19 protein-coding genes are annotated in these 23,708 nt (G+C 56.4%); 6 read left to right on the top strand and 13 right to left on the bottom strand.

Translation table 11 applies throughout. The annotated features are described in order from the left end of the window. Positions 1-319: 319 nt before the first annotated feature. Together VGH19_16900 and VGH19_16895 are read left to right on the top strand one after the other, a co-directional pair. Positions 320-1,441 carry a hypothetical protein gene (locus VGH19_16900; protein ID HEY1173049.1) on the top strand — a complete coding sequence of 374 codons (1,122 nt, stop codon included), beginning with the start codon at positions 320-322 and terminating at the stop codon, positions 1,439-1,441. 3 nt (positions 1,442-1,444) lie between these two features. Further along, positions 1,445-2,605, top strand: coding sequence for a hypothetical protein (locus tag VGH19_16895; protein HEY1173048.1), 1,161 nt, complete (start codon positions 1,445-1,447; stop codon positions 2,603-2,605). Positions 2,606-2,620: 15 nt separating this feature from the next. Here the strand turns inward: VGH19_16895 and VGH19_16890 are convergent, their stop codons facing one another. From VGH19_16890 to tnpA, 5 genes are all read right to left on the bottom strand, one after another. After that, positions 2,621-3,616, bottom strand: a complete 996-nt coding sequence (locus VGH19_16890; GenBank protein ID HEY1173047.1) for a hypothetical protein — start codon at positions 3,614-3,616, stop codon at positions 2,621-2,623. 44 nt (positions 3,617-3,660) lie between these two features. Continuing rightward, a complete protein-coding gene (locus VGH19_16885) occupies positions 3,661-4,788 on the bottom strand; it encodes a 2-aminoethylphosphonate--pyruvate transaminase (protein HEY1173046.1) in 1,128 nt (375 codons plus the stop codon). A 6-nt stretch (positions 4,789-4,794) separates the two neighbouring features. Next, entirely contained in the window at positions 4,795-5,949 is a 1,155-nt protein-coding gene (aepY, locus tag VGH19_16880; GenBank protein ID HEY1173045.1) for a phosphonopyruvate decarboxylase, read from the bottom strand. Position 5,950: 1 nt separating this feature from the next. Beyond that, positions 5,951-7,558, bottom strand: coding sequence for a phosphoenolpyruvate mutase (aepX, locus tag VGH19_16875; GenBank protein ID HEY1173044.1), 1,608 nt, complete (start codon positions 7,556-7,558; stop codon positions 5,951-5,953). A gap of 695 nt (positions 7,559-8,253) precedes the next feature. Continuing rightward, the gene (tnpA, locus tag VGH19_16870) at positions 8,254-8,700 is read right to left on the bottom strand and encodes an IS200/IS605 family transposase (GenBank protein ID HEY1173043.1); all 447 of its coding nucleotides are present in this window, start codon (positions 8,698-8,700) and stop codon (positions 8,254-8,256) included. Between the two features lie 404 nt (positions 8,701-9,104). On the opposite strand from tnpA, the gene VGH19_16865 reads away from it, so the two are divergent. From VGH19_16865 to VGH19_16850, 4 genes are all read left to right on the top strand, one after another. Continuing rightward, the gene (locus tag VGH19_16865; protein ID HEY1173042.1) at positions 9,105-9,506 is read left to right on the top strand and encodes a hypothetical protein; all 402 of its coding nucleotides are present in this window, start codon (positions 9,105-9,107) and stop codon (positions 9,504-9,506) included. Positions 9,507-9,511: 5 nt separating this feature from the next. Continuing rightward, the gene (locus tag VGH19_16860; GenBank protein HEY1173041.1) at positions 9,512-9,796 is read left to right on the top strand and encodes a hypothetical protein; all 285 of its coding nucleotides are present in this window, start codon (positions 9,512-9,514) and stop codon (positions 9,794-9,796) included. A 3-nt stretch (positions 9,797-9,799) separates the two neighbouring features. Continuing rightward, positions 9,800-10,267, top strand: coding sequence for an Imm50 family immunity protein (locus tag VGH19_16855; protein HEY1173040.1), 468 nt, complete (start codon positions 9,800-9,802; stop codon positions 10,265-10,267). Positions 10,268-10,389: 122 nt separating this feature from the next. After that, positions 10,390-11,661, top strand: a complete 1,272-nt coding sequence (locus VGH19_16850; GenBank protein HEY1173039.1) for a competence/damage-inducible protein A — start codon at positions 10,390-10,392, stop codon at positions 11,659-11,661. Positions 11,662-11,690: 29 nt separating this feature from the next. On the opposite strand, the gene tmk is transcribed toward VGH19_16850, so the two are convergent. The 8 genes from tmk to pyk all read right to left on the bottom strand — a co-directional run bounded on the left by tmk (position 11,691) and on the right by pyk (position 23,638). Beyond that, positions 11,691-12,368: a dTMP kinase gene (gene tmk, locus VGH19_16845; GenBank protein ID HEY1173038.1), complete on the bottom strand. Its 678-nt coding sequence runs from the start codon at positions 12,366-12,368 to the stop codon at positions 11,691-11,693. A 38-nt stretch (positions 12,369-12,406) separates the two neighbouring features. After that, positions 12,407-13,156 (bottom strand): DUF1573 domain-containing protein, encoded by a 750-nt coding sequence (locus VGH19_16840; protein HEY1173037.1) that lies wholly within the window; start codon positions 13,154-13,156, stop codon positions 12,407-12,409. Positions 13,157-13,397: 241 nt separating this feature from the next. Beyond that, the gene (locus VGH19_16835) at positions 13,398-14,657 is read right to left on the bottom strand and encodes a polysaccharide pyruvyl transferase family protein (protein HEY1173036.1); all 1,260 of its coding nucleotides are present in this window, start codon (positions 14,655-14,657) and stop codon (positions 13,398-13,400) included. Between the two features lie 172 nt (positions 14,658-14,829). Continuing rightward, the gene (gene cysS / locus VGH19_16830; GenBank protein HEY1173035.1) at positions 14,830-16,245 is read right to left on the bottom strand and encodes a cysteine--tRNA ligase; all 1,416 of its coding nucleotides are present in this window, start codon (positions 16,243-16,245) and stop codon (positions 14,830-14,832) included. Positions 16,246-16,435: 190 nt separating this feature from the next. Beyond that, positions 16,436-17,662: a DUF2314 domain-containing protein gene (locus tag VGH19_16825; GenBank protein HEY1173034.1), complete on the bottom strand. Its 1,227-nt coding sequence runs from the start codon at positions 17,660-17,662 to the stop codon at positions 16,436-16,438. A 223-nt stretch (positions 17,663-17,885) separates the two neighbouring features. Continuing rightward, entirely contained in the window at positions 17,886-19,199 is a 1,314-nt protein-coding gene (gene odhB, locus VGH19_16820; GenBank protein HEY1173033.1) for a 2-oxoglutarate dehydrogenase complex dihydrolipoyllysine-residue succinyltransferase, read from the bottom strand. A gap of 22 nt (positions 19,200-19,221) precedes the next feature. Then, on the bottom strand, positions 19,222-22,017 hold the full coding sequence (locus VGH19_16815; GenBank protein HEY1173032.1) for a 2-oxoglutarate dehydrogenase E1 component: 2,796 nt from the start codon (positions 22,015-22,017) through the stop codon (positions 19,222-19,224). 199 nt (positions 22,018-22,216) lie between these two features. Then, entirely contained in the window at positions 22,217-23,638 is a 1,422-nt protein-coding gene (gene pyk / locus VGH19_16810) for a pyruvate kinase (GenBank protein HEY1173031.1), read from the bottom strand. Positions 23,639-23,708: the final 70 nt, after the last annotated feature.

Genomic DNA, 23,708 nt, shown 5'->3' with positions numbered 1-23,708 from the left:
AGACGGGCACTGGTTTATCTTACGCTGCCGCCAATTTGAAAACCCTTTGGCGCTCTCACTCCTCACCCCTGCCCTCTCCTCATTAAGAGGAGAGGGAGAACATTTGTCGCCTGCTGGCTGAATCTGGCAGTCACGGGCGGGCGAAATTTACAGTCGCTGAGAGCTCATGAACTTTTGGGGCTGCTTTACGTGTTCATGTGCCCTTACTGCCGGCTGGAATCCGGCAGCACGTTGTATTGGCTTCTGGAGGTTGACAGAACCGGGCAATTGACCAACGATTACGGCACTGTTCCACCAAGTCTAGCGAAAGGCATCTATCATGACATTACTGAACCGTAGTACCCTCGCCGCGGTCTGTGCCCTCGGCCTCGCCGCCACTACCGCTTCCGCCGCCAATTGGACGGAAGGCATGAAAGCTGGAAAACCAGAGATCAAATCCGTAAGCCAGCTCGCGTTCGGCCCGGAAGGCATCCTCTTCGTGGCTGATTCCAAGTCTGCCGCTGTCTTCGCACTCGATACGGGCGATGCGAAGGCAGGTTCGGCCGGAGCTTTGAAGGTGGAAGGCATCAATCAAAAGATCGCCGCCCTGCTCGGTACCAGTGCCGACCAGATCGCCATCACGGACATGGCCGTGAATCCGGTCTCTCGCAATGCCTACATCGCCGTGAACCGTGGCCGCAGTGCCGATGCCACACCGGTGCTCATCCGCGTGGACAAATCGGGCAAGCTCGAGACTGTCTCGCTGGATAATGTGAAGCATGCCAAGGCGCAGTTGCCCGATGCACCGGTAGACGGCGTGGTAGGTGAAGGCAATCGTAAGAGCAATCCGCGCTCGGAAAGCATCACGGACATCGCGTTCCTCGAAGACCGCGTGCTCATCGCGGGTCTCTCGAACGAAGAGTTCGCTTCAACGCTCCGCGCCATTCCGTTCCCGTTCAAGACGGTGGCAAATGGAACTAGCGTGGAGATCTATCATGGTGCGCATGGCAAATTCGAGACGCGCTCTCCGATCCGCACGTTCATCCCCTTCAAGGTCGGCAAGGAACAGCAGCTTCTCGCTGCTTACACCTGCACGCCACTGGTTCAGTTCCCGCTTAAGGATTTGACGCCCGGCGCGAAGATCAAGGGCAAGACCATCGCGGAACTGGGTAATCGCAATCGCCCACTGGACATGATCGTGTATCAGAAGGACGGCAAAGATTACCTGCTCATGGCCAATAGCAGCCGTGGCATCATGAAAATCGATACCACGCAGATCGAAGGCGCGGGTAGCATCACAGCCAAGGTCGCAGATAAAGAGGGCGTGACCTATCAAACCATCGATAGCTGGACGGGCGTAGATCAGCTCGATCGCCTGGATGACAAGACCGCGCTGGTGGTGCGCCGCAATGGCGAAGGCGCGACGGCTCCGCTGAACTTGGAATCCCTGCCGCTGCCTTAAGCGATGCGTAAAGAAAGTTTCAACGGACTGGCTGTCGCCCTCGCGGCAGCCAGTCTTTTTTTCTCCCTGAGTTGCCATGCGCAGAACATCACTTGGCAGAAACAGGCGGAGAAAGATGTGGTGGTGCTGCAAGGCGTGGACACAAAACATCTCGATGCCAAGTGGACGGATGCAGACTGGCGTAAGGCTTTTCCCGTGGCGGTGGAAACGGGCGACCTGGTGAGCAGCATGGAATTGCCGCCTATGCTCGGGCGTTATCAGGTCAAAGACGGCACGGTGATTTTCACGCCGGAATATCCGCTCACCGCGGGGCTGAAATATCGGGCGACGCTGAACCCCGCGAAGTTACCGGGCTACACAGGCAAGGCTGCGCTCGTTACAGCTACACAGACCGTGGCGGCCTTGAAACTGACGCCGACCACGGTCGTCTCTCAAGTGTATCCGAGCGCCGATGTGTTGCCGGAGAATCTCCTAAAATTCTATCTGCACTTCTCCGCGCCAATGAATGGCGGGCATATTTACGATCACATCAAGCTGCTCAACAGCGCGGGCAAACCGGTCGAACTGCCCTTCTTGGAGATCGATGAGGAGTTATGGAATCCGGAGATGACGCGCCTCACGCTTTTCATTGATCCAGGTCGGATCAAACGCGAGGTGAAGCCGCTGGAGGACATCGGCCCCGCACTCGAGACGGGCAAGACTTACACGCTCGTCATCGACAAAGAATGGCAGGACGGCAAAGGTGCGCCGCTAAAGGCGACGTTCCGCAAAGAATTCAAAGTAAGCGCACCGGACCGCACTCCGCCTGATCCCAAGGCGTGGAAGATCAAAGCGCCTGCTGCCGGCACAGCTCAACCGTTGGTTGTGGAATTCCCTAAATCGATGGATCACGCTCTCTCACAACGCATGATGCATGTGGTGGGTGCGGAGAAGAAACTCGTTGTCGGAAACATCACGTTGGAGAATCACGAGCAACGCTGGGTGTTCATTCCGGAGAAGTCATGGGCCGTCGGCAATTACCACATTCAGGTGCAAACGACCATTGAAGATCTCGCGGGAAATAACATCGGCAAGCCGTTCGAGGTAGATCTGTTCGAGGGCGTGGAAAAACGGATCAAGAATGAGACGGTTTCCTTGCCTTTCGACGTCAAACCAGCCCCTTAACTTCGCTGAAACAGATCACCACAACTCAATCGGCGGCGGTTTTCTAGAGTGCAGCAGTGCATTCACCGCCCACCCGGTGGTGGACAGTTGTTGGGCATAGCTATTACCCCCAGCAGGTCGCGTAGTCGCTGGCCAGCTGCCGTCCTCATACTGGTTCGCCGCCAAGAATGCACGTCCTCGAGCCACTGCCTTTGCGACGTCCGATTGGTTACGATCCGGAGCCAAAGCCAACAAGACGATTGCGGTATCAAAAATCTCGGGCGGAGAATCTGGATAGGCTCCCCACCCGCCATCACTTGTTTGTGAACGAAGTAGCAATTGGATGCTTCGGGCACGTTTTTCCGCAGTTATTTCATCCGTTGAGTATTTGAACGTCAGCAACAAGGCGGCAGCGTTCAGCGCGCTGTTCACCGGGACTGAAGTGCGCAGCCACGATTCCGCCTGAACAGTCGATTTACGCGCCTCTTCCGTATTGATTTCGCGCAGCACCTGGACCGCCATGTGCGTGGCCAACGGAGCTCCATATGTGGCCGGAGAGCCTAACGTACCAAGCGCATCAATCGGCCAAGAACCATCTTCAGCTTGTCCCTTGATGACTCGCCCTCCCGCCTCTTTCAGAGCATGCGTATTTTCTGCATGTCCGGTATCGATAGCCGTTAGCAAGGCCGCCGCGAATTGCACATCAGCCAAGCGTTGATCGCTGAAGCCTGGATCGCCTTTGTTATCTTCCCACGTCTGGGGACGTTGCAGCCAGGCTGTGGTGCCTGCAAGTGTGGCGGCTGGGATGCGATAGCCCTTTTGCGAAGCCAGATACAAGGCGCGGGCGGCATCGCCGTTATTATGGCAGGAGAAACAGCCGTTTTCTTTATACCAAGCGGGGACGTCTTTGCTGAGAAACTCTACTCCCTTTCGTTCTGCCGCCAACGCCGGATCATTCACTGCATCACGACTCGCACAACCCATCATCAAGCTGGTGAACAAAACCGCCAAAATTGCCCGAAGCATTCTCATATATGCCGCCTCAGACTGAAAACTGAACACTGAAAACTTGGAACTTACTTAGGCTTCGCCACCGGCAGTGCCACCTTCATTTCCTTCAACACCGCTTCCACCGCCACCAGTAGTTCTTGAATATCCTTATCCTGCAAGCGACCGATGTTGCCCATGCGGAAGCAGTCTACGTGGCCGAGCTTGCCGGGGTAGATCACCATGTCGCGCTGGGAGAGCTTGCGATAAAAATCTTCGAAGATGAATTTTTTATCCGCCGGATAATGGAACGCGGTGATGATGTAGCTCTGCACCTCGGGCGCGAGGAACGGGACGAAGCCCAGCTTCTTCATCCCCGATTTCAGCGCGTTGTGATTTTTCAGATACCGCGCCGCACGACCGGCCACGCCACCTTCGGCGGCGAGTTCCTTCAAGGCTTGGGCGAAAGCGAGCAAGGTGTGTGTGGGCGGGGTGAAGCGGAACTGGCCGTTGCCTTCCAAGCCGCGCCATTGCTCATAAAGATCAAGGCTCAGCGTGCGAGCCTGGCCTTTGCACGATTCCAATTTCTTCCGGCGCGCGAGCACGAAGGAAAAGCCGGGGACGCCTTCGATGCATTTGTTCGCGGAGGAGATGAGGAAATCGATATTGCCTTCCGGCAGATCCGTCGGCACCGCGCCGAAGCTGCTCATGGCATCCACGATGAACGTGCGATCGGCTGCGCGCACGATCGCGCCGACCTTCTCCGTGGGGTTCAGGATGCCAGTAGTCGTTTCGCAATCTACGATCATCACGTGTGTGATGGCCGCGTCGGCTTCGAGCGCGATCTTCACGGCTTCCGCTTCTACCGATTCATCCTCAGACCAGCGCAGCACTTCAGTAGAAATCCCATAGCGCATCGCGATCTGCACGATGCGCTCGCCGTAGGCACCGTTCACGAGGGCGAGCAGCTTGCCTTTCGCCGGAATCGCGCTGGAGATCACTGACTCCACGCCGAAGGTGCCGCTGCCTTGCACCAGCACGGCCTCATAACCACCCTCTTGACTCGTGCCGCCCAGCTCCAGCAGTTGCCGCCGGATCTCGCGCACCATCGCAATGAACTCTTCATCGCGCGAACCCACATCGCGCAACATCGCCTCCTTCACCGTCCGACTCGTGGTCAGCGGTCCCGGAGTGAAGAGTAATTTGTCCTTCGCCATGGTTCGTTACTTGGCTGATTCCGTCACAAATTTCATGAACCGCTCTTTCACCTCATGCGGCTTCACCGTCGGGCGTCCCAGATTCTTCGGGGAACCCGCGCGTATCTTGATATGCAACAACGACGGGCCGTTTTTGTTCCGCAATTCTTTTACCGCCGCCCGCACATCTGCTGGATCATCCGCGGAGGTCGCGTAGCGATAATTCGCGGCAGCGGCGATGGCGGCAAAGTCTACCAAGCCCGACACCGTGCGCTGGCCGCCGGTCGAATCATGCGACTCGTTATCGATGAGGATGTGGAGCAAGTTCGCAGGCTGATAATAGCCGATGGTCGCCAGTGCGCCAAGCTTCATAAGCGCCGCGCCATCGCCATCGATGACCACCACGGGGAGCTTCGGTTGCGCTTGGGCGAGGCCGAAACCGATACCCGACGCGGTGCCCATGCCGCCGACCACGTAAAGGTGGTTCGGGCGATCCGCAATGGTGAATAGCTCGCGGCCCGTCTTGCCGGTCGTGGCGATGATCGCTTCGTTGCCTTGCAGCGATTCAAGAATCGCTTGGAGCGCTTCCGTGCGGATCATGCGTTGCGAAGTCGGCAACTTGAGCTGCTGCTTCACCTCGGTCTGCACGCGCTCGGGTTGCGGTTGATCTTTCAGATCGCACTCATCCACGGAACCTTCGGACATGACGAGGGCGAAGGGCAACTTGCGCTCCGTCATGCTCGCTTCGGCTTGCGCCATCACGTCGGCGATCTTCGATTCCTCAGTGGGGAACGGCAGCCACGGGATCTGCATTGTCTCCAGTAGTTGATGCGTGATCTGGCCCATGAGGACGTGCTGCGGTTCATCCGGGCGACCTGGCTCACCGCGCCACGTGGTGATGAGGAGCGTGGGCACTTGGAAGGGATAGTTCAGCGAGGTGAGCGGGTTCACCATATTGCCGAGGCCCGAGTTCTGGCACATCGTCACCGTCTTGCGACCGCCGAGATACGCGCCCATCGTGATGCCCACGGCCTCGCCCTCGCTCGTCGCGCCGATGTAATTCAGCGATTGATCGCCGATCACGTAATTGATGAACGGCTTCAGATACGAACACGGCACGCCTGCATACTGGGTGTAACCCAGTGACTTCACATGCTCGATGAATGCTGACGCTTGAATCATGTTAAAAGGCGTTCGCCGCGCTGAGATCTTCCAGGCTGTCCACGTCCAGCCAATGGCCCGTGATGTAAACGACCTTCACCGTATTCCCGCTCGCGAGCAGGTGCTTGAACAGATCGTCGAAGCGCAGCTTGTTGAAGTCCGGGCGCTTCGCCAATTCGCTCAAGGCGGTGCGGATCTTCTCCGCGCCCTTCGCGCTCGCTTTCAGCAGGCCGATCCATTCGCCGTGGATCTGGTCCGCCTTCAAGTGCGGGCCCATCTCGCGCAGTTCGGCTTCCTCTTCGCCATACTTCAGCGTGTAAGGATGCGAGGCGGTCACGTAATCGATGTAGCTGTCCGCGCGCTTGCGTTGTTGCCATGCGGAATCCACGGCAATGACGATGTCTCCGGAATCCGCGAGCAGGTTTTGCAGAATGTAGCGGCGGAACAGGATATCTCCAAACGAGATGACGACGTTGCCCTCGATATCTTTCGCGGCCTTGTTCAGCGAGCCGAGTTCTGCCGTCTGCGCATACTCCGCGTTTTCCACGAAGCGCACGTCCGGCGCGTTCACTTCCTTGCTCGCGAAGCCGCGCACCACCACAACGTCTTTCGTCTGCTCGGCGCGGAATTGCGCCACCAGCTTGTGCAGGAGCGGCTGGCCGTTGATGGGGATCATCGCCTTCGGCTTCGTCTTGGTGAGTTCGCCGAGTTCGCTGCCTTGGGAGGCGGCGAGGATGATGGCGCGGAGGGAATTGCTCGTCTTGGGCAGGTAACGCTCTTCCGCTTCCGCGAGTTCATCCGCGTTTTGCAGGCGGAAAATATCTTTCACGGAGGCCACGCGATCTTCCACGTTCATGAGCGAACGCTCCTTGAAGATGGTGCGCGTGGTGTTCTGCATGGCCGTGATGGCGGAGCGCACGTTGTGGTTCGCCCAGATGATGGTGCTGATCTTCGCCTGCTCGAAGACTTCCGCGGGCGTGCTGTAATACATCGTGGGCACGATCACGAGCGGGCAGCGATTATTCCACGCCTTGGCAAAGGCGAGGATCTGGTCCGGCGTGGATTTCTTGCTATGGATGAGCAAGGCATCCGCACCCGCGGCATGATAGGCATCCGCGCGGCGCAACATCTCTTCCATGCCCCAACCAGCGATGAACGCCTCCAGACGGGCGACGAGGCAGAAGTCCGGATCATCCTGCGCGTCTTTCACGGCCTTGATCTTGCCGGCGAATTCATCCATGTCCGCCAACGGCTGTTGCTCGCTGTTGATGAAGGAGTTCGTCTTGGGGAAAAGTTTGTCTTCGATACAAACAGCCGCGCAACCGCGTTGCTCGAGCTTCTTCACCAGGCGGCGCACGTTGTTGAAATTGCCGAAGCCGGTATCGCCATCCAGCAAAATGGGGATGTTCGTGGCATCCGCCATGTACTCCACCACTTCGAGGACTTGCGTCCAGCTCGCCTCATTATTGTCCCGCACACCGAGCGAGGCGGACATGGACAGGCCGCTGGCCCAAATGCCCTTGAAGCCCGCCTCTTCCACGATGCGGGCGCTGAGACCATTATGCGCCTCCATAAGGAATTCCAAATGGGGCGACTGCAATATCTGCTTAAACTGCGTCGTTTTGTTCACTGGCGCGCCATTAAATGGAAGTGTCCCGCCGCACGCAACAGCGCACTTTGGGTCTCCTGAGATTAAATCTGTGGACAAATTCACCATAAATCCTCTCTTTCACCCTTCGTTCTCGTCCTCGAACCGTAGCAGCCGACATGAAGAGGCTCTAACCTCCCACTCTTGATGCTCAATATGTTTCCCGCCTGTCTTCATGCCCTCACTCTCCCACAAAAATTCGGCCTCCGTTATCCTTCCGCTCGCTATAACACGTATAACAACACAGAATTCACCCTTTTCATCTCTTCTGGCCCTTTTCTGCCTTCTTCATTTCATGCCCCCACTCTACCCGTTTTCAACCACCAGCGTTAGCCTTCAGTGCGCCAGGTGAGCTCCATGGAGACAAAATTTCAAGAAACCCGGCCTTCAGTCCCTTTTTTACTTTCTGAAAGCCAACGCCCAGCTTCCTCCCTCTCAATTCCCTTTTTCATACCTCCACCATAACCACCCCAGTATGACATCCACTGTCATACTAGAAAAATTTCTCGAGAATGTTCACCCATCGAAAAAGCTTTCTATAACCACCTAGCACTCGGTTCACACAGTATCCCGGAGGGATACCAGCTTGTAGCCGGTGGTTTCGCGACCAACAGGAGCGACACCACCGGTAACCGATTCAAAACATCCATGCACCCCGGAGGGGTGCCAGCAAACCATCAATCTAAATACTGCTCATCAAACTCCACCCCAGCCTGTTTCAAAACCTCGATCAATTCCTCGCGGAACGATTTGGTCTGATGGTGTTTCTCTTGATTCGCGATGTATGATTGCACGGATTCCCGGGCGGTGGGGCTCACGGTGAACGCCGCATATCCCTCCTGCCATTGGAATTGGGGTTCAAGGCTGCTATCGCTTACCCAAATGGAAGAAGACTTCTTCAGGTCCCGCATGAAATCGGAAAGACAATGCGTCGGTTTGAGAGCAACGAGGAGATGGACATGATCGGCCACACCGCCGACGCCTTGAGGTGTGCAGCCCAAGCCACGAACGGTGCCACCGAGGTATTCGTGCAGCTTTTCCCGCCATTGTTTAGCGATGAATGGCTCACGGTTTTTCGTAGCAAAAATGAGGTGGTAATGCAGGCTGGTGTGAGTGGATGGCATAAGCGTTATTTTGCTGGCACCCCTCCGGGGTGCATTTCCTTTTTTGATCGGTAACCGGTGGTGTCGCTCGTGCCTCGCTCAACCAACCGGCTACAGGCTATAAAGCCTCCGGCTTGAAGCAGGAGTTGTCCACATAGAAATAACCCATCCGAGCCAAATCCTTAGTTTGTGGTCAATAGCCGAAATACCGGCTGCACATCAAAAGATGCTGCCATACTCACTTTGATACTTTGGCCCCATCCCGGAGGGATGACGGCTTGTAGCCGGTGGTTTCGCTACCATCAGGAGCGACACCACCGGAAGCATTTCAAAATATCCACGCACCCCGGAGGGGTGCCAGCAAACTACGGCTTCCTCTTGAGCTAATTAGACATTTATGGAAAACTCTCAAACATAACGCCGATATGAGGTCAATGCTCCCAGCCATCCTGTGCCTGTGCTTCCTCACCAGCGCCTGCAAACATACCCCGCCTGAGAAGCGCTCCAACGACCCTGAAATTCGCCAGCATATCACGGGCACATGGACCTTGGATGAACGGCCTGACATCAATGGATATCGGGGGCTCGAAATCTCACCCGATGGCACACTCACCAGCACAAAGCTCGACGGAACAAAGCAACATGTCGGAACTTGGAAGCTGGATGGCAGCATATTGGTGGTGACTTCCAACGATCCAGAGCTTGTCGCTAAGCCCGATGGAAGCCTTGGCAAGCAGCAATATTATCCGGTGATTTACGCCAGCGAACACGAACTCATTTGCGGCCTCGGCATCAGTGTGGCTGGACGGATGCGATTCAAGAAATGAAACCAATGTGGAAAAACAGCCTTACCAGCATTTGCTTTAGCGGCCTGATGGTGGGAAGTCTTTCACTCATCGGCCTCGTCAAAGATGCAAGGACATCGATATGGCAGTATGCCCTGACTGGTTGTCTGGCTTTCTTTGCATCATTGCCGCTCATCCGAGTCGTTAGAAATGAATCCAATTTGCGGACTTGGTTGCTGTTCTTTGCCTTGGGCCTGCTCCCATCTCTCATTCTCCTGATTTGCTTCTACGCCATTCTAACACGCGATCCCTACTACGTCCCTGCCCCATAAAATATGACCGTTCCCACAAACATCTTCACCACGCCCATCGCGCCCGACACCCTCGCCTCCATCTCCGGTCGCGAACTCCTCACCCAACATCTCGGCCACTGGCCCACCTTTCACGATTTCGAAGTCCTCTCCATTACAGTGGAACGTCCCCTCGTCATCACCGCCACCAAAGACTTGCGGGCAACCTTCCTGATTTTTGACCTCACCAAGTCGCCCGACAGTCCCGAGCGCAAACAAGGCACCGTCGAAATCCTTTTCGAAGACATCGATGACCTTAAGATCGAAGGCTTCAACCACCAAAACCCGATCCTCGGCCTCTCCATCACCCATTCACCCGACGAACCGTCACGCCTCGCCGTCAAATGGGCCGGACCAGCTTGGAAGAATGACGCCTCCTTCACCTGCTCCCACATCTCCATCCTCCGTGTCATCGACTTGAACCCCTTTCAAAAAACTTTGCCCTACGGCTAGAAACCGCTTCCATTCCTAACCGTGTGATCCGTATCTCATCCGTGGCATAACCCCCTTATTTTGCGCCCTTTGCGCCTTCTTGCGGCCATTCCCAACTCTCCCATATACTTACTGCGCTTAACGTGAACATCGAAATCATCAATACCGGTTCCGAGCTGATGCTTGGCCGCGTTCTGAATACTCATCAGCAATGGCTCTGCCGCCAGCTCACGGATCGCGGGTATCTCGTCCAGCGCCAGGTGTCCATCGCCGATGAAGGCAAGGCCATCCAAGACGCCGTGCGCGAAGCCGCCGGTCACGCCGATCTCATCATCTGCACGGGCGGGCTCGGGCCGACCTCCGATGATCTCACGCGCGATCTCATCGCGGAACTGCTCGGCAAGCCTTTGCACGAAGACCCGCGCATCGCCGCGCAGATCGAGAGTTTCTTCACGAAGCGCAAACGGCCGATGCCGCCCAGCACGCTCATCCAGGCCCGCGTGCCGGAAGGTGCCTTGGTCCTGGAGAACCGCTACGGCACGGCGCCCGGTCTCGCGATGAAGCTCGACCCGAATCCTTATCGGCCGGATCGCAAGGCGACGTGGATCGTGATGTTGCCCGGTCCGCCGCGTGAATTGCGCCCGGTCTTCCTCGAAGAGGTGGTGCCTTTCTTGAATCGCGAGTTTCCGTTGGAAGCGGTCTTCGCGTGTCGCACCCTTCGCAGCGTGGGTCTCGGTGAATCTCGGGTGGAGGAACAGATCGCGCCCGCGCTCGCGCAGCTCACGAAAGCGGGTCTCCAGATCGGCTACTGCGCGCGCGTGGGTGAGGTGGATGTGCGGCTGGTGTTCGAAGGTTGCGGTGCGGAGGAGACGGTGCAAGAAGCGGCCGAGATCGTTTACGGCCAGATAGGCAACCATATCTTCGCCGAGAACGATGAGAACATGGAGAACACGCTGGTGAAGATGCTCACGGAGCGGAAGAAAACGCTCGCGCTCGCGGAATCTTGTACGGGCGGGTTCATCGCGCATCGGCTCACGAATGTCTCTGGCGCTTCCGCCGTGCTGCTCGCGGGGCTGGTCACTTACAGCAACGAAGCGAAGCAACAATTCCTCGGCGTGCCCGCAGAAACTCTCGCCGCGCACGGAGCCGTGAGCGAAGCCACCGCGCGCGCCATGGTGGAAGGCGTGCGCGCAAAGACGGGTGCGGATTACGCCATCGCCGTCACAGGCATCGCCGGACCGACTGGCGGCACACCGGAGAAGCCCGTGGGCACCGTCTTCATCGCCCTCACCGACGGCGAGCGCACGAAGGTCATCAACCCCATCAACGCCTTCGACCGCGAGACGTTCAAATACATCACCTCGCAACAAGCCTTGGAGATGTTGAGGAGGAGACTGCTAAGTTTGGATGCATAAGTAGCCGCGTATATCCGTTGTCCACTAACTCAGACGCTTTTCACTTTTCCTGAAATGTCTTTCTTGGATAGGAGCATCTCAATTTTTGAGATGATAAGCTCAGTGATTTTCTCGAGCGGAAGATTCGCATCTAGCCTAAGTAAATAGGGCTTTTTTAATCCTAGAAATATTTCGCGCGCCCTATCCAAAGTCTCTGCTTTTTCAAAATGATTGGCCGTATCCCCCCGAGATTTGATACGCCCTAAGCCAATTCGTGTATCTACATCCAGTAAGATTAGCAAATCTGGTTCAGGCGCAAAAAACTCATTTTTTTCGATCAATTCGGCTGGGTCTAGCCCTCTTGCTCCCTGATACGCCGCAGTGGAAAAATAGTAGCGGTCAACAATCACCACGAATCCTTTTTCTAAAGCCGGGAGAAGCTTAGTCTCAACATGCTCTTTACGATCCTTGATAAAGGTCTCTACTTCTTCTTGGAGGGAAAGCCGCCCGGTTACGGCAGAATCACGCAGTACTTGCCCCCACTTACCATTGGTGGGTTCTTTCGTAAGTAAAACCTGTATCCCTTTGGAATTCAGGTAGCTTTGCAACCGATTAGCCTGTGTAGTCTTTCCGGCTCCATCAATGCCTTCGAAGGCAATCAACAGACCCGAATGATTTGGCGGCAGCGTCATTGAAGGGAAAATGGCGATTTCGAGACTCTTGGTCAAGCGAGTCCTAGATGACATCAACTGACCGAAACGACCAATTACTCACTGTTTGGCACTCCATTGGAGATTGGTAAAGTGACGTTGGAAGGAAAATCTTTGCTCTCGCTCAGAAAATCGACGAGCGATTTGATCTGCTCATTATTCAACGGCCCGCCCTGCTTCTGCTCGAACGCAGGCATCAGCGAATTCGGTTTGCCATTCCGCACCCAATGCTCCCAATACGCCCTCGGCGTGCCATACTTCAACGTCTTCAGATCCGTCACCATGCTCGCCCGATGCTCCGCATCATGACAGATGCCGCACGCGGCCATGTAAAGATCCTTCCCCTGCTTGCCGATCGTCGGCGTCACATGACACGCCACGCATTTGCCTGCAAAAACCGCCTGCCGGTTCTTCGATGCCTCCATCAGATTCGTCACCCGCTCTGCCCCATCCCGCATTTTACCGGCCTGCATCTCCGGAAGCTTCACCGTCAGCCTAAGCACCTGTGGCCCTGCGCTGCTGAACACCGTCAACGTCTTCGTCAACGTCCCGTTCTTGTTCCGCGCATCAAATTCTCCTTTGAGCAATCCGCCCTGCCCCGGTTCCAAAACCCACGGTTCGCTCGGCAGATCCGCCACCGTGCAACCACACGAAGTCTCCACGCGTTCGATGGTAATGCGATTCGTCCCCCTGTTCGTCACCGCATAGCTGAACGGGATATCCGTCTCCTTATCCTTCGGCGCGATCTCTTTCACCATCGCATCCCACACCAATCCCACAGCGGGACGAGGCAGATTCGCAGGCACAGGAGCCAGCTTAGGGGGGTGGTCAGGAGCAAGAGGTTGCGCGCTTAGGTGGTAACCCAAGCTAAACAACAAAACCATTGTCCAAATACTACGATGCATCAACGGCCTTCACTATAACCCAACCTCCACTTAGGGCAACGCATGGTTTTAAAACACCTCGACTGACTGCGCCCACCTGACCTGAAACATTAGACCTGAAACCTGAGACTATCCTCGCCTCCGATGCAATCGGCTGAACACTTCAAACTGAGAACTTTACACTCATTTCCTTCAATATCCCCATCGTCTCCCGCTGCCGCTTCTGCACAAACTCCCGCGCCTTGGCCGCCTTCGCCTTCGCTGCCGCCGGATCTTTCGCCATCGCCAGAACCGCCGGAGCCACGCGCTTCAACTCCTCTTCTTTATCCAGATCGAACAGCCAATCCCCCAGCCCGATATCCCGCCACATGAACCCCTTCGTCGTCTGCTCTACGAAACGGCACACGATCGCCGGCACACCATTCCCCACGCACATGATCGGGCTATGCATCTCGCTACCGAACAATCCGGCGCTGCGGACGTAAGTGCTGATCGCCTCATCCGTCAGCCAGAATTTCTCCCGCCAAACCACCTTCGCTTTCACATCCGCAGGCAAGGGATCCACGAGCAATTCCTTTCCTGCCTCCATCTGCGTGGAATCTTCCGGGCACACCATCACCTTCATGCCCGCTTCCCGCACGACGGCGATGATCGCCTCCCGCAACGGCGCATGATCATGCTCCTTCATCTCCTCATTGCGCTTGTGCTTGTTCTCGTCAAAGGCGTAACCCGGCTTCACCCTCCAGTAAGGCGCATTCCGCAGATTCGGGATGCAGCATAGATAACGCCCCTCCTCCAATCCATTCGCTTTCAGGAAAGCGATCGCCGTCTCATCATTCCGCACATCCGCCGCGAACGCCCCATCCGGCCCGAACTCGATGATCGGACACGTCACCCCACCCTGCTTCACCACTTGCAGAGACGCACTATCCCGCATGAATACAAAACTCGCGCCACTCAGCAGCGCGCGTGTGTCCTCATCCAGCCCGTTGTTCCGCATGATCTTCATGCCCGGATCACCCGCCGCCGCCATCGTGATGCCATACACGCCGTAAGGTTTCCCCGTCACCTTCTTCCACACCTCCACATCCCGCCACGCCGTGAGATAAGGCCCCGAACCATGTAGCAGAAAATCACTCTTAAACGCATCCTCCTTCGTCACGATCTTCAACTTCGGAAACCGCCGCTTCAACATCTCCTCCACCCCATTCTTCACATCCGATGGCCAAAGCGAAACTTCTGCTTCCGGGATATGCTTCTCCAATAACGCCAGCACACCCGGCGTATGCCCGATGTCCCCGATATTCACCGTCTGCCACGAAGACCGCAGCACGATACGCGGCGCCCGTTTCTCAGCCGCAAATGTAGAAACACCCGACAAAGCACCAGCAATGGCAGCACCCAAGAAATGACGGCGGTTCATGCCGCCAGTGTAGAAAGAGAAAGCCCGCGAGGAAACTAAGTTCTTGGCGCGTTATTGGACCGCGGGACTGTGTCCCGCAGGACCATGAACAGCAAAGCCCGCGCTAAATTTTCAAGGCAGTCCTCCGTATGCGAGCCACTGCGGGACACAGTTCCGCGCTCCACCAAGGCGCCTAAATCTTCTTCAACCGCGGCCCCTTCGGCGTGTCCTCGATCACCCAGCCCTTCGCCTTGAGTTCATCGCGGATGACATCGGAGCGTTTAAAATTCTTCGCCTTGCGCGCCGCCTGACGTTCTTCCAAGAGCGCGAGCAATTCCGCTGGAACCTCATCCGTCGCCTTTGCACCGATGCCCAGCACCTGATCGATCGTCTCCCACGCTTTCAACTCCGTTGCCGCTTGCGCTGCGTTCAGTTCATTCGCCGCCAGTTTGCGATTCGTCTCGCGCACCCACTCGAACACCGCACCCCAAGCCGCCGCCACGTTCAGATCTTCATCCAACGCTTCCGTGAAACGCTTAGTGAGTTCGGATTCACCCGATGCAGCCGTCTGGCCCGCGATCTCGCGCAATTTCAACAAGCACTCATCGATACGCGCCAGTGCCGTGCGTGCTCCACTCAAACCTTCAAGCGTGAAATTGAACTGCTCGCGGTAATGCGCGCTGATCATCAGATAACGGATCTCGCGCCCGTTGAATCCCTTGCCCAGCAGATCACGCAACGTGAAGAAGTTCCCGAGCGACTTGCTCATCTTCTTGCCCTCCACCAGCAAGTGCGAGCCATGCAGCCAATACTTCACGAACTTCTGGCCGGGAGCTTGCACACCCGCGCCTTCGCTCTGGGCGATCTCGTCCTCATGATGCGGGAACATCAGGTCTTCACCACCCGCATGAATATCGAAGCTCGTGCCCAGCACGTCCATGCTCATGGCGCTGCACTCGATGTGCCAGCCCGGACGACCTTGGCCCCAAGGACTGTCCCAGAACACTTCGCCATCCTCGGGCACGCGTGATTTCCAGAGTGCGAAATCGGCGAGCGATTCCTTCTCATACTCATCACTCGCCACGCGTTCGCCCACGCGCATGCCGTCAAAATTCAGATTCACGAGCTGGCCATACTTGCAGCCGCACCCGCGATATTTATCGATGCTGAAATACACCGAACCATCCGCCGCCTGATAAGCGATGCCCCGCGCGATGAGCTTCTCGATCAACGAAACGATCTGCGGAATGTATTCCGTAGCACGCGGTGTGACGGAAGGCGACTTGCACGCCAGCGTCTTCAGGTCTTCGAGGAAAGCCGCCTCATACTTGCCCGTGTATTCGCGCAGGGTGGTCTTCGCCTCACGCACGCGCTTGATGATCTTGTCCTCCACGTCCGTGATGTTCATCACGTGCTTCACCGCATAACCACGGAACTCCAGATAGCGCCGCAAGAGATCCGTGAAAACGAACGTGCGGAAATTGCCGATGTGCGCGAAGTCATGGATCGTCGGCCCGCAGCAATACATGCCCACGGCTTTACCGGCTGGATCAAGCGGCACGAACTCCTCGAGGGAGCGCGACAAGGTGTTGTAAAACTTCACGGCCATTTCAGTGCGGGGAGGTTAAGCAAGGCAGGAAAACTTCAAAGTGCAAAGTTTAGGCTTTGAAGCCATGAGCGCATCATGTAATCGCGCCCGAAATACCAATGGATAAGGAAGGCAGAACAATGCTCCACCTCCCTCGCCCCTCGGAAGGGAGAGGGCCGGGGTGAGGGGTAACCGCAAAATCCAATAGCTACTACTTCCCCTGCTTCTTCATCAGCACCTTCGTGGTGAACAGCCCCGTCATATCCTCGCCCTTGCTGAAAACCCAGTCGTTCAGCTCGGCCACAGTCACCGTCACCTTGTCACCGGCCTTCAGCTCGCCCAAATCCCCCGGATCATTATCGAGGCGACCGTGAATCTGGTCCCCTTCAATCTTGTCCACGCTGACCCAGATGAACTCTGTGTTGCCGTTGCGCGTAATCGGTGCCTTGATGGCAAAGCTCTGCTCTAGCTGACGTTGCCCAAAGGCACTCACGAACTCCGGCCAGCGACGCCGCGCCTCGGCCACCGCTGCCACCATCTCCGGGTCTTCGCCATCCACCTGGATGATCGGCAAATGCGTCAGTTTCTGGAAAACCTCGAGCGGATTCTCACTGCGCAATTCATCAATGAGGCTGTTATCGAAAAGATTCAGATGCCCGCTCTCCGGGCAATAAACCGCCAGGCAATCATCGCCCGCCAATTCGGCCACCAGATGTGCGATCTGCCGGTAAGCCGTCGTGCGCTCCGGCAGATTACCCACGCGTAACAGGTCCACAGATAACCAGGCGCGATGTTCACGGATGACCTTCCGTAGCCGTAACTCAGCGCAATCCTCTGCCGCCTTGTCCGGTTCATCGAAATACGGACGATCAAAATTATTCACCAGATAGAACCCGCCCTGATGCCCGATCATGAAGATGGGCGTGGAGCCGACGATATACGTCTTATCCGCCACGTTTTCATCCTCCGAAACATCTTTATCCTTCGCCGTCTCTACCGGCACACCCCACGCGATACTCAAGCGCTGCGAAAGCGAATGTACATCCATCGTGCGCGATTCCTTCAATAGCAGCACCAGCGAGATAAGCGGGCGATCGTCCTTGCTACGACGCGGACGCTCCATGAACAACGCCACCGTGAACCACGCGAAGCACAGGCAGAAGATGAGCCGGGACCACTCGAACGGATCGCTAATGAGTAGAATGGCCAGGCGCCCCGAGACAAACGCCGTGGCCAACAAACCCAGCCAATATCCCCACAGCCGATTGCGCCACACCCCAAAACCGGACGCTAAAAACCAAAAGCCGGAGATGTAAGAGATGGCGGGCGAAGGCACGTTCCCTGATGCAGCCATGCTGATGGAAACCGCGCCACCGAGGAGCAAAGCCACGGCTGACCACGTTTTCTCGCCACCCGGCGGTTGGAACAACGACTGCATTCGCTAGTGTATAGGCGAATTATCCAGGATTGGCCAGCGGAAGGTTAGTAGGCAATGAAACCTATTGCCCTCCTTTGGACCGCGGCTGTGTTCCGCTTGCGGAATCAGCCGCAGCACGCGAAACACGCCGAGCGCCTATAAAATATTTCGAGACTTCCTTTAGCTATCCACCCGCTGCGACTGGTGCTCCGCACACACAGTCGCGCTCCAAGAACAAGCAACCTCAAATCTCCAACAACAACCGCGTCGGGTCTTCGATGATATCCTTCACGCGGACGAGGAATTGCACCGCCTCCCGCCCATCGACGATGCGGTGGTCGTAGCTCAGTGCCACGTACATCATGGGGCGGATGACGACTTGGCCATCGCGGGCCACGGGGCGCTCTTGGATGCTGTGCAGGCCGAGGATGCCACTCTGCGGAGGGTTGATAATGGGCGTGGAGAGCAACGAGCCATAGATACCGCCATTGCTGATGGTGAACGTGCCGCCCTCCAATTCCTGCGGTTTCAATTTGTTATCCTTCGCCCGCACACCGAGGTCCGCGATGGTTTTCTCGATCTCGCCAAAACTCAACTTCTCCGCATTACGGATCGGCGGCACGACCAACCCCTTGCCCGCACCGATCGCCACGCCGATGTCATAGTAATGACGATACACAATGTCATTGCCACGAATCTCCGCATTGAGCTGCGGCACCGTCTTGAGGGCTTCGATGACGGCCTTCACGAAGAAGGACATGAAACCGAGCTTCACCCCGGCCTTCGCCTGAAATGCCTCCTGATATTGTTTGCGAAGCGCCATCACCTTGGACATGTCGATCTCGTTGAACGTGCTGAGGATCGCCATGCTGTGCTGTGCCTCAACGAGACGCTTCGCCACCGTGCGACGCAAAGGCGTCATCGGCTTTACCTCTTCGCGACGCGAATCATCTTTGCTCACCGGCTTCTGCGCTGGTGCCGATGCAGTTTCTTTGGCAACCGGTGCTTTCACCTCAGGCTCACTCGCTTCTTCCGTCATCTCTTCCTCGTTTTCAACGACAGGTTGCGGGGCCACTTCATTCTTCACGGGCTTGCTGGGGGCAGGTTCGCTCGCTGGTTTTTCAGACGCAGTTGTTTTCGCTTCCGCTTCCTTGGCCGGTTCTTTCTTCTCCGCCGGTTTCTCAACGGGAGCCGATGCAGTGGTTGCGCTCTTCTCAGCAGAACTCTTCTTCGCGGCCTTTTTCTCAGGGGCTGGCGCGGCAGTTTTCTCTTCCTTCGCCTCGGCCGGTTTTTCCGCTTTGGTATCCGCAGGTTTTTCACCGCCTGCCTCGATGCTGCCGATCACATCGCCGACATTCGCGGCGGAGCCGTTACCCTTCAGAATCTTGCCGACCACACCGGCCTCGGGCGCGGCGATTTCCACCGTGGCTTTCTCGCTCTCGATGCTTACGAGATTCTGATCCTTCGTCACGCTATCGCCTTCCTTCACCAGCCAGGAAGCGATCTGAACCTCGGTGATGGATTCGCCCAAGGAGGGGATTTTGATTTCAATGGCCATAAAAGTGTTCTTTCAAAATACGTCAGGAAGCCTGCCCAAAAGCGAAGTTGATGATGAGTTGCTGTTCCTGTTTGTGAACCGTGGAGGAACCAGAAGCCGGGCTGGCCGATTCAGCGCGCGCAGCCACCGAGAGCGGATAATCCCGCAAGCGACTCAAGTGCAGATGCAGATAACCGTAAGCGCCCATATTGATCGGCTCCTCCTGCACCCAGACCAGCGGTGTGCCTTTCGGAAATGCTTTCAGTTGCTCTTCCAGCAGATCGCGTTTGAGCGGATAAAATTGTTCGAGCCGCAGGATGGCCACGTCATCGCGCTTGTGTTCGGTGCGATGCTTCACCAGTTCGTGATAGACCTTGCCGCTGCAGAGCAGAATACGGCTGGCTTGCTTGGCCTCTGTGTCGGGAATGACCCGCTGAAAAGAACCTTCCGCAAGTTCCGCCAAAGTCGATCGCGCTTCTGGTAGACGCAGCATGCTCTTCGGCGTCAGCACCACCAAAGGCTTGCGCCACAGACTCAACGCCTGACGTCGTAGCAAATGGAAGAACTGTGCGGGTGTGGAAGGATACGCCACCTGCATATTATCTTCCGCGCAAAGCCCGAGGAATCGTTCCAAGCGCGCGCTCGAATGCTCTGGCCCCATGCCCTCGTAACCATGCGGCAGCAGCATGACGAGGCCGGAAAGGCGCTTCCACTTATCCTCCGCGCTGGTGATGAACTGATCAATGATCACCTGCGCGGCATTCACAAAATCACCGAACTGCGCCTCCCAGATCACCAGGCCATCTGGGTAATCCAAGCTGTAACCATAATCAAAGCCCAGCACCCCGGCCTCGGACAAGGGGCTGTTATAGACCTCGAACGGTGCTTGCTCTGGAGAGAGATGTTGCAACGGGGTGTAGATGCCCTTGCCTTGAAAATCATGCAGCACGGCATGACGATGACTGAACGTGCCGCGTCGCGCATCCTGTCCCGAGATGCGGATACGAACGCCTTCCGTAGCGAGTGAAGCATATGCGAGTGCTTCAGCGGCGGCCCAATCGAGCGGCTCTCCCCCTTCCGCCATCTTGAGCCAAGTCTCGCGAATACGCTCAAGCTTCGGATGCGGCGTGAATTGCTTAGGACGTTCCGTCAGCTTCTTCAGCAGCTCGCTCAGGCGCTTTTGTTCCACGCCCGTCTTCACCTCTTTCACCGTCTCTTCATCACCACCATGATAGGCACTCTTCGCCCACACCCCACGCGCCTTCTCGCCAGGCCGCTTGTAATCTTTATTCTTAGACTCCGTCAGCTCCTTCTCCAATTTCTCACGGCGTTCAGCAGCGATCTGTTCGGCTTCTTCGGCAGAGATGCCTTCGAGTTTTAACAACTGCTCCAGATACGCCTCACGCACCGGCTTGCGCTGGGCGATGGCTTGATACAGCACCGGTTGCGTGAAGGACGGTTCATCCGTTTCGTTATGGCCCAGCTTGCGATAGCCATACATGTCGATGAACACGTCGCGTTTGAATTTCTTCCGGAAATCCATTGCCACATGCAACGACTGCGCGACCGCCTCCGGGTCCTCACCATTCACATGGAAGATGGGCACTTGCAACATGCGCGCAACATCCGTGGCGTAAAGGCAGGAACGCGCATCACCCGGCGTGGTGGTGAATCCGATCTGATTATTCACCACGATATGCAACGTCCCACCAGTGGTGTAGCCAGCAAGCTGACTGAGATTAAGCGTCTCCTGCACGATGCCTTCACCGGCAAATGCCGCATCACCGTGGATGAGCAAGCCCATGCATGAAGTGTGATCCGTATCGCCCACACGATCTTGCTTCGCTCGCACACGGCCCAGCACCACGGTGTTCACGAATTCGAGGTGGCTCGGATTAAAGCACAGCGAGAGGTGAACCGTATCACCCGCCGCCGTCTGCCAATCATTGCTGTGGCCGAGATGATATTTCACATCGCCACCGCCCACGTAATATTGCGGATCAGCATCGGCGAACTCGCGGAAAATCTGGCGTGGACTTTTGCCCATGATGTTCGCGAGCACGTTCAACCGCCCACGATGCGCCATGCCGATAACGATCTCCTTCACGCCCTGGCCACCGGCCTTCTCAATGGCGAGGTCGAGCAGCGGCAACAGGCTTTCACTGCCTTCGAGTGAAAAGCTTTTCGCGCCGAGAAACTTTTTACGGATGAACTCCTCGAACATCGTCGCATCGGTGAGTCTGGAAAAGATGCGTTTCTGGATATCCGGCGCGAGCGTGATGCGGTTCTGGCACGGCTCCATCTGCTGCTGCAACCATTGCCGCACATCCAGATCATCAATGTGCATGTATTGCACGCCGATGGAGCGACAATAAGTATTCCGCAAAATCTCTAGAATTTTACGAAGCGTCAGCGGGTTCTCATCCACCAAGGTTTCGCAGGAGAACTCGCGATCGAAATCACTGGCAGAAAAACCGTAATAGGAAGGGTCTAACTCCGCCGGGATACGCGGCGTCTCACCGATGGGATGCACCTGCGCGATGATATGGCCGCGCACGCGATAGGACCGGATGAGCTGATTGATGCGGTCATGCCAGACACCAGAATCCGCACCATTCGAGGTGACGGGAGATAGCTTTGGCTGCGCTAAGGGCTTGGCTTTGACGGGTGCGGGTGATGGACGCAGTTCTGCTGAAGAGGCCACCTTGCCATTGGAGACGGACTGAAAATATTCGCCCCACTCAGGCGGCACGGTTTTAGGGTCCCGTTCGTGTGCCGACTGGAGTTCCTCAAGATACCCGAGGTTCAAAACATGTGCCGGAAGGCGATGCTCACTCATACCCAACTTTCACTATATCGTAAAATCTACGTTTGTCATATTTTTCGACAGTAGCAGCCTAGTTAACAAGTGATGATGCAGGCGGGCAGATGAAAGTTTTTGTTCGGTTCTGGATTTAAGCGGGGTTTTATTCTCATACGTACATAAAAAGAGGCTACACCAAACGGCGCAGCCTCTTTCGTAACAGTTGTTTTTAGACTTACTCCACCACCCGCATCTGGATCGCTTCCACGATGCGTTCCTCAGCCGAGATGGAACTCACGACCACCACGGTGTTCCCCTTGGCCACATAACCGCTCTTCTTCAAGGCATCAATCGCCGGGCTGATCGTCTTCTCCGGTGATGCGTGGTTGAACGGCATCACTACCGGCACAACGCCATAGAGCAACGTCATCTGGTCCGCCATCTCCTGAGATTCGCACACGGCGAAGATCTTGGAATGACGTGGGCGCATCCATGAGGTGTAACGCGCCATGGTGCCGCGGATCGTGAAGATCACGATGGCATCCGCGCGCAATTCATCCGCCATCACCACAGCGCTCTTCACGAGCTTCTGTCGCGGGCTGGTGAACTCGGCACGTTCCTGGAAGTTCGCACCGCCAGAGCGTTCGATACGGCTGGCCACACGATCCATCACTTCGAGACATTTGAGCGGATACTTGCCCACCGTGGTTTCACCGCTGAGCATGATGGCGTCTGCCTGTTCATAGACGGCATTCGCCACGTCCGTGATCTCGGCGCGCGTCGGATGCGGCGTAGAGATCATGCTTTCCAGCATGTGCGTGGCCACGATGACCGGGCGACCAACGCGCAGACATGTCTTCACAATCTTGCGCTGGATGATGGGCAGCTCCTCGTAAGGGCACTCGATGCCGAGGTCCCCGCGGGCCACCATGATGGCATCCGCTTCCGCGATGATGCTGTTGATATTCTTGATGGCCTGCTGATCCTCGATCTTCGCCACGATGAGCGGACGCGGATTGGCTTTTTCCACCACAGCGCGGAGCTGCTGGATGTCCTTGGATTCGCGCACGAAGGAGAGCGCGATGTAATCAACGCCCATCTCGAGCCCGACGGCGATATCCGCCAAATCTTTGCTCGTCATGGCTGGCAAACTGACTTTCACGCCAGGCAAGTTGATGTGCCGACGGCTACCCAGTTTGCCCGGGGTAAGCACTTCGCACTTCACATGGTTGTTATGCTTGGCCAGCACTTTCATGTGGATGGCCCCGTTATCCACCAGGACAGTATCGCCTACGCTGATATCGTTGATAAAGTTCTCGTAGTTCACATCCACCGAGCGGTGTTCTTCACTCTGTTCACCGCGGACGGTGAAGTTGAAGATTTCACCGGGCTGGAGATCCAGGGCGACCGGCAGATCGCCGGTGCGGATGGCGGGCCCTTGGGTATCCATGAGGATACCCACGCTCACTCCGCGCGCCTTGGCGGCGGCACGGATGTCTTTCACTACACGCCGTACCCAGTCATGGGGAGCGTGGGACATGTTCAAACGGGCAATGTTCATTCCCGCATCGATCAACCGGCCTAACATCTCCGGTGAATCGGTAGCGGGACCCAGTGTCGCAATGATTTTGGTCTTGCGGACAGAATTAGCACTCACGGGGCGGGAAGATAGGGAATCGGAGCGTCATGGGAAGCTTTTATGCAAGGTAGTAGAAATAGTTTTAATC

It is taken from the genome of Verrucomicrobiia bacterium (genome assembly GCA_036405135.1).
Classification (GTDB): domain Bacteria; phylum Verrucomicrobiota; class Verrucomicrobiia; order Limisphaerales; family JAEYXS01; genus JAEYXS01.
Note: the sequence above shows the minus strand (reverse complement) of the source record. Positions and strands in the feature narration are given on the sequence as shown.

Coding starts and splice junctions, on each gene's coding strand:
- VGH19_16900 (HEY1173049.1), top strand. CDS start 320: ATGACATTACTGAACCGTAGTACCCTCGCCGCGGTCTGTGCCCTCGGC.
- VGH19_16895 (HEY1173048.1), top strand. CDS start 1,445: ATGCGTAAAGAAAGTTTCAACGGACTGGCTGTCGCCCTCGCGGCAGCC.
- VGH19_16890 (HEY1173047.1), bottom strand. CDS start 3,616: ATGAGAATGCTTCGGGCAATTTTGGCGGTTTTGTTCACCAGCTTGATG.
- VGH19_16885 (HEY1173046.1), bottom strand. CDS start 4,788: ATGGCGAAGGACAAATTACTCTTCACTCCGGGACCGCTGACCACGAGT.
- aepY (HEY1173045.1), bottom strand. CDS start 5,949: ATGATTCAAGCGTCAGCATTCATCGAGCATGTGAAGTCACTGGGTTAC.
- tnpA (HEY1173043.1), bottom strand. CDS start 8,700: ATGCCATCCACTCACACCAGCCTGCATTACCACCTCATTTTTGCTACG.
- VGH19_16865 (HEY1173042.1), top strand. CDS start 9,105: ATGAGGTCAATGCTCCCAGCCATCCTGTGCCTGTGCTTCCTCACCAGC.
- VGH19_16860 (HEY1173041.1), top strand. CDS start 9,512: ATGTGGAAAAACAGCCTTACCAGCATTTGCTTTAGCGGCCTGATGGTG.
- VGH19_16855 (HEY1173040.1), top strand. CDS start 9,800: ATGACCGTTCCCACAAACATCTTCACCACGCCCATCGCGCCCGACACC.
- VGH19_16835 (HEY1173036.1), bottom strand. CDS start 14,657: ATGAACCGCCGTCATTTCTTGGGTGCTGCCATTGCTGGTGCTTTGTCG.
- cysS (HEY1173035.1), bottom strand. CDS start 16,245: ATGGCCGTGAAGTTTTACAACACCTTGTCGCGCTCCCTCGAGGAGTTC.
- VGH19_16825 (HEY1173034.1), bottom strand. CDS start 17,662: ATGCAGTCGTTGTTCCAACCGCCGGGTGGCGAGAAAACGTGGTCAGCC.
- odhB (HEY1173033.1), bottom strand. CDS start 19,199: ATGGCCATTGAAATCAAAATCCCCTCCTTGGGCGAATCCATCACCGAG.
- VGH19_16815 (HEY1173032.1), bottom strand. CDS start 22,017: ATGAGTGAGCATCGCCTTCCGGCACATGTTTTGAACCTCGGGTATCTT.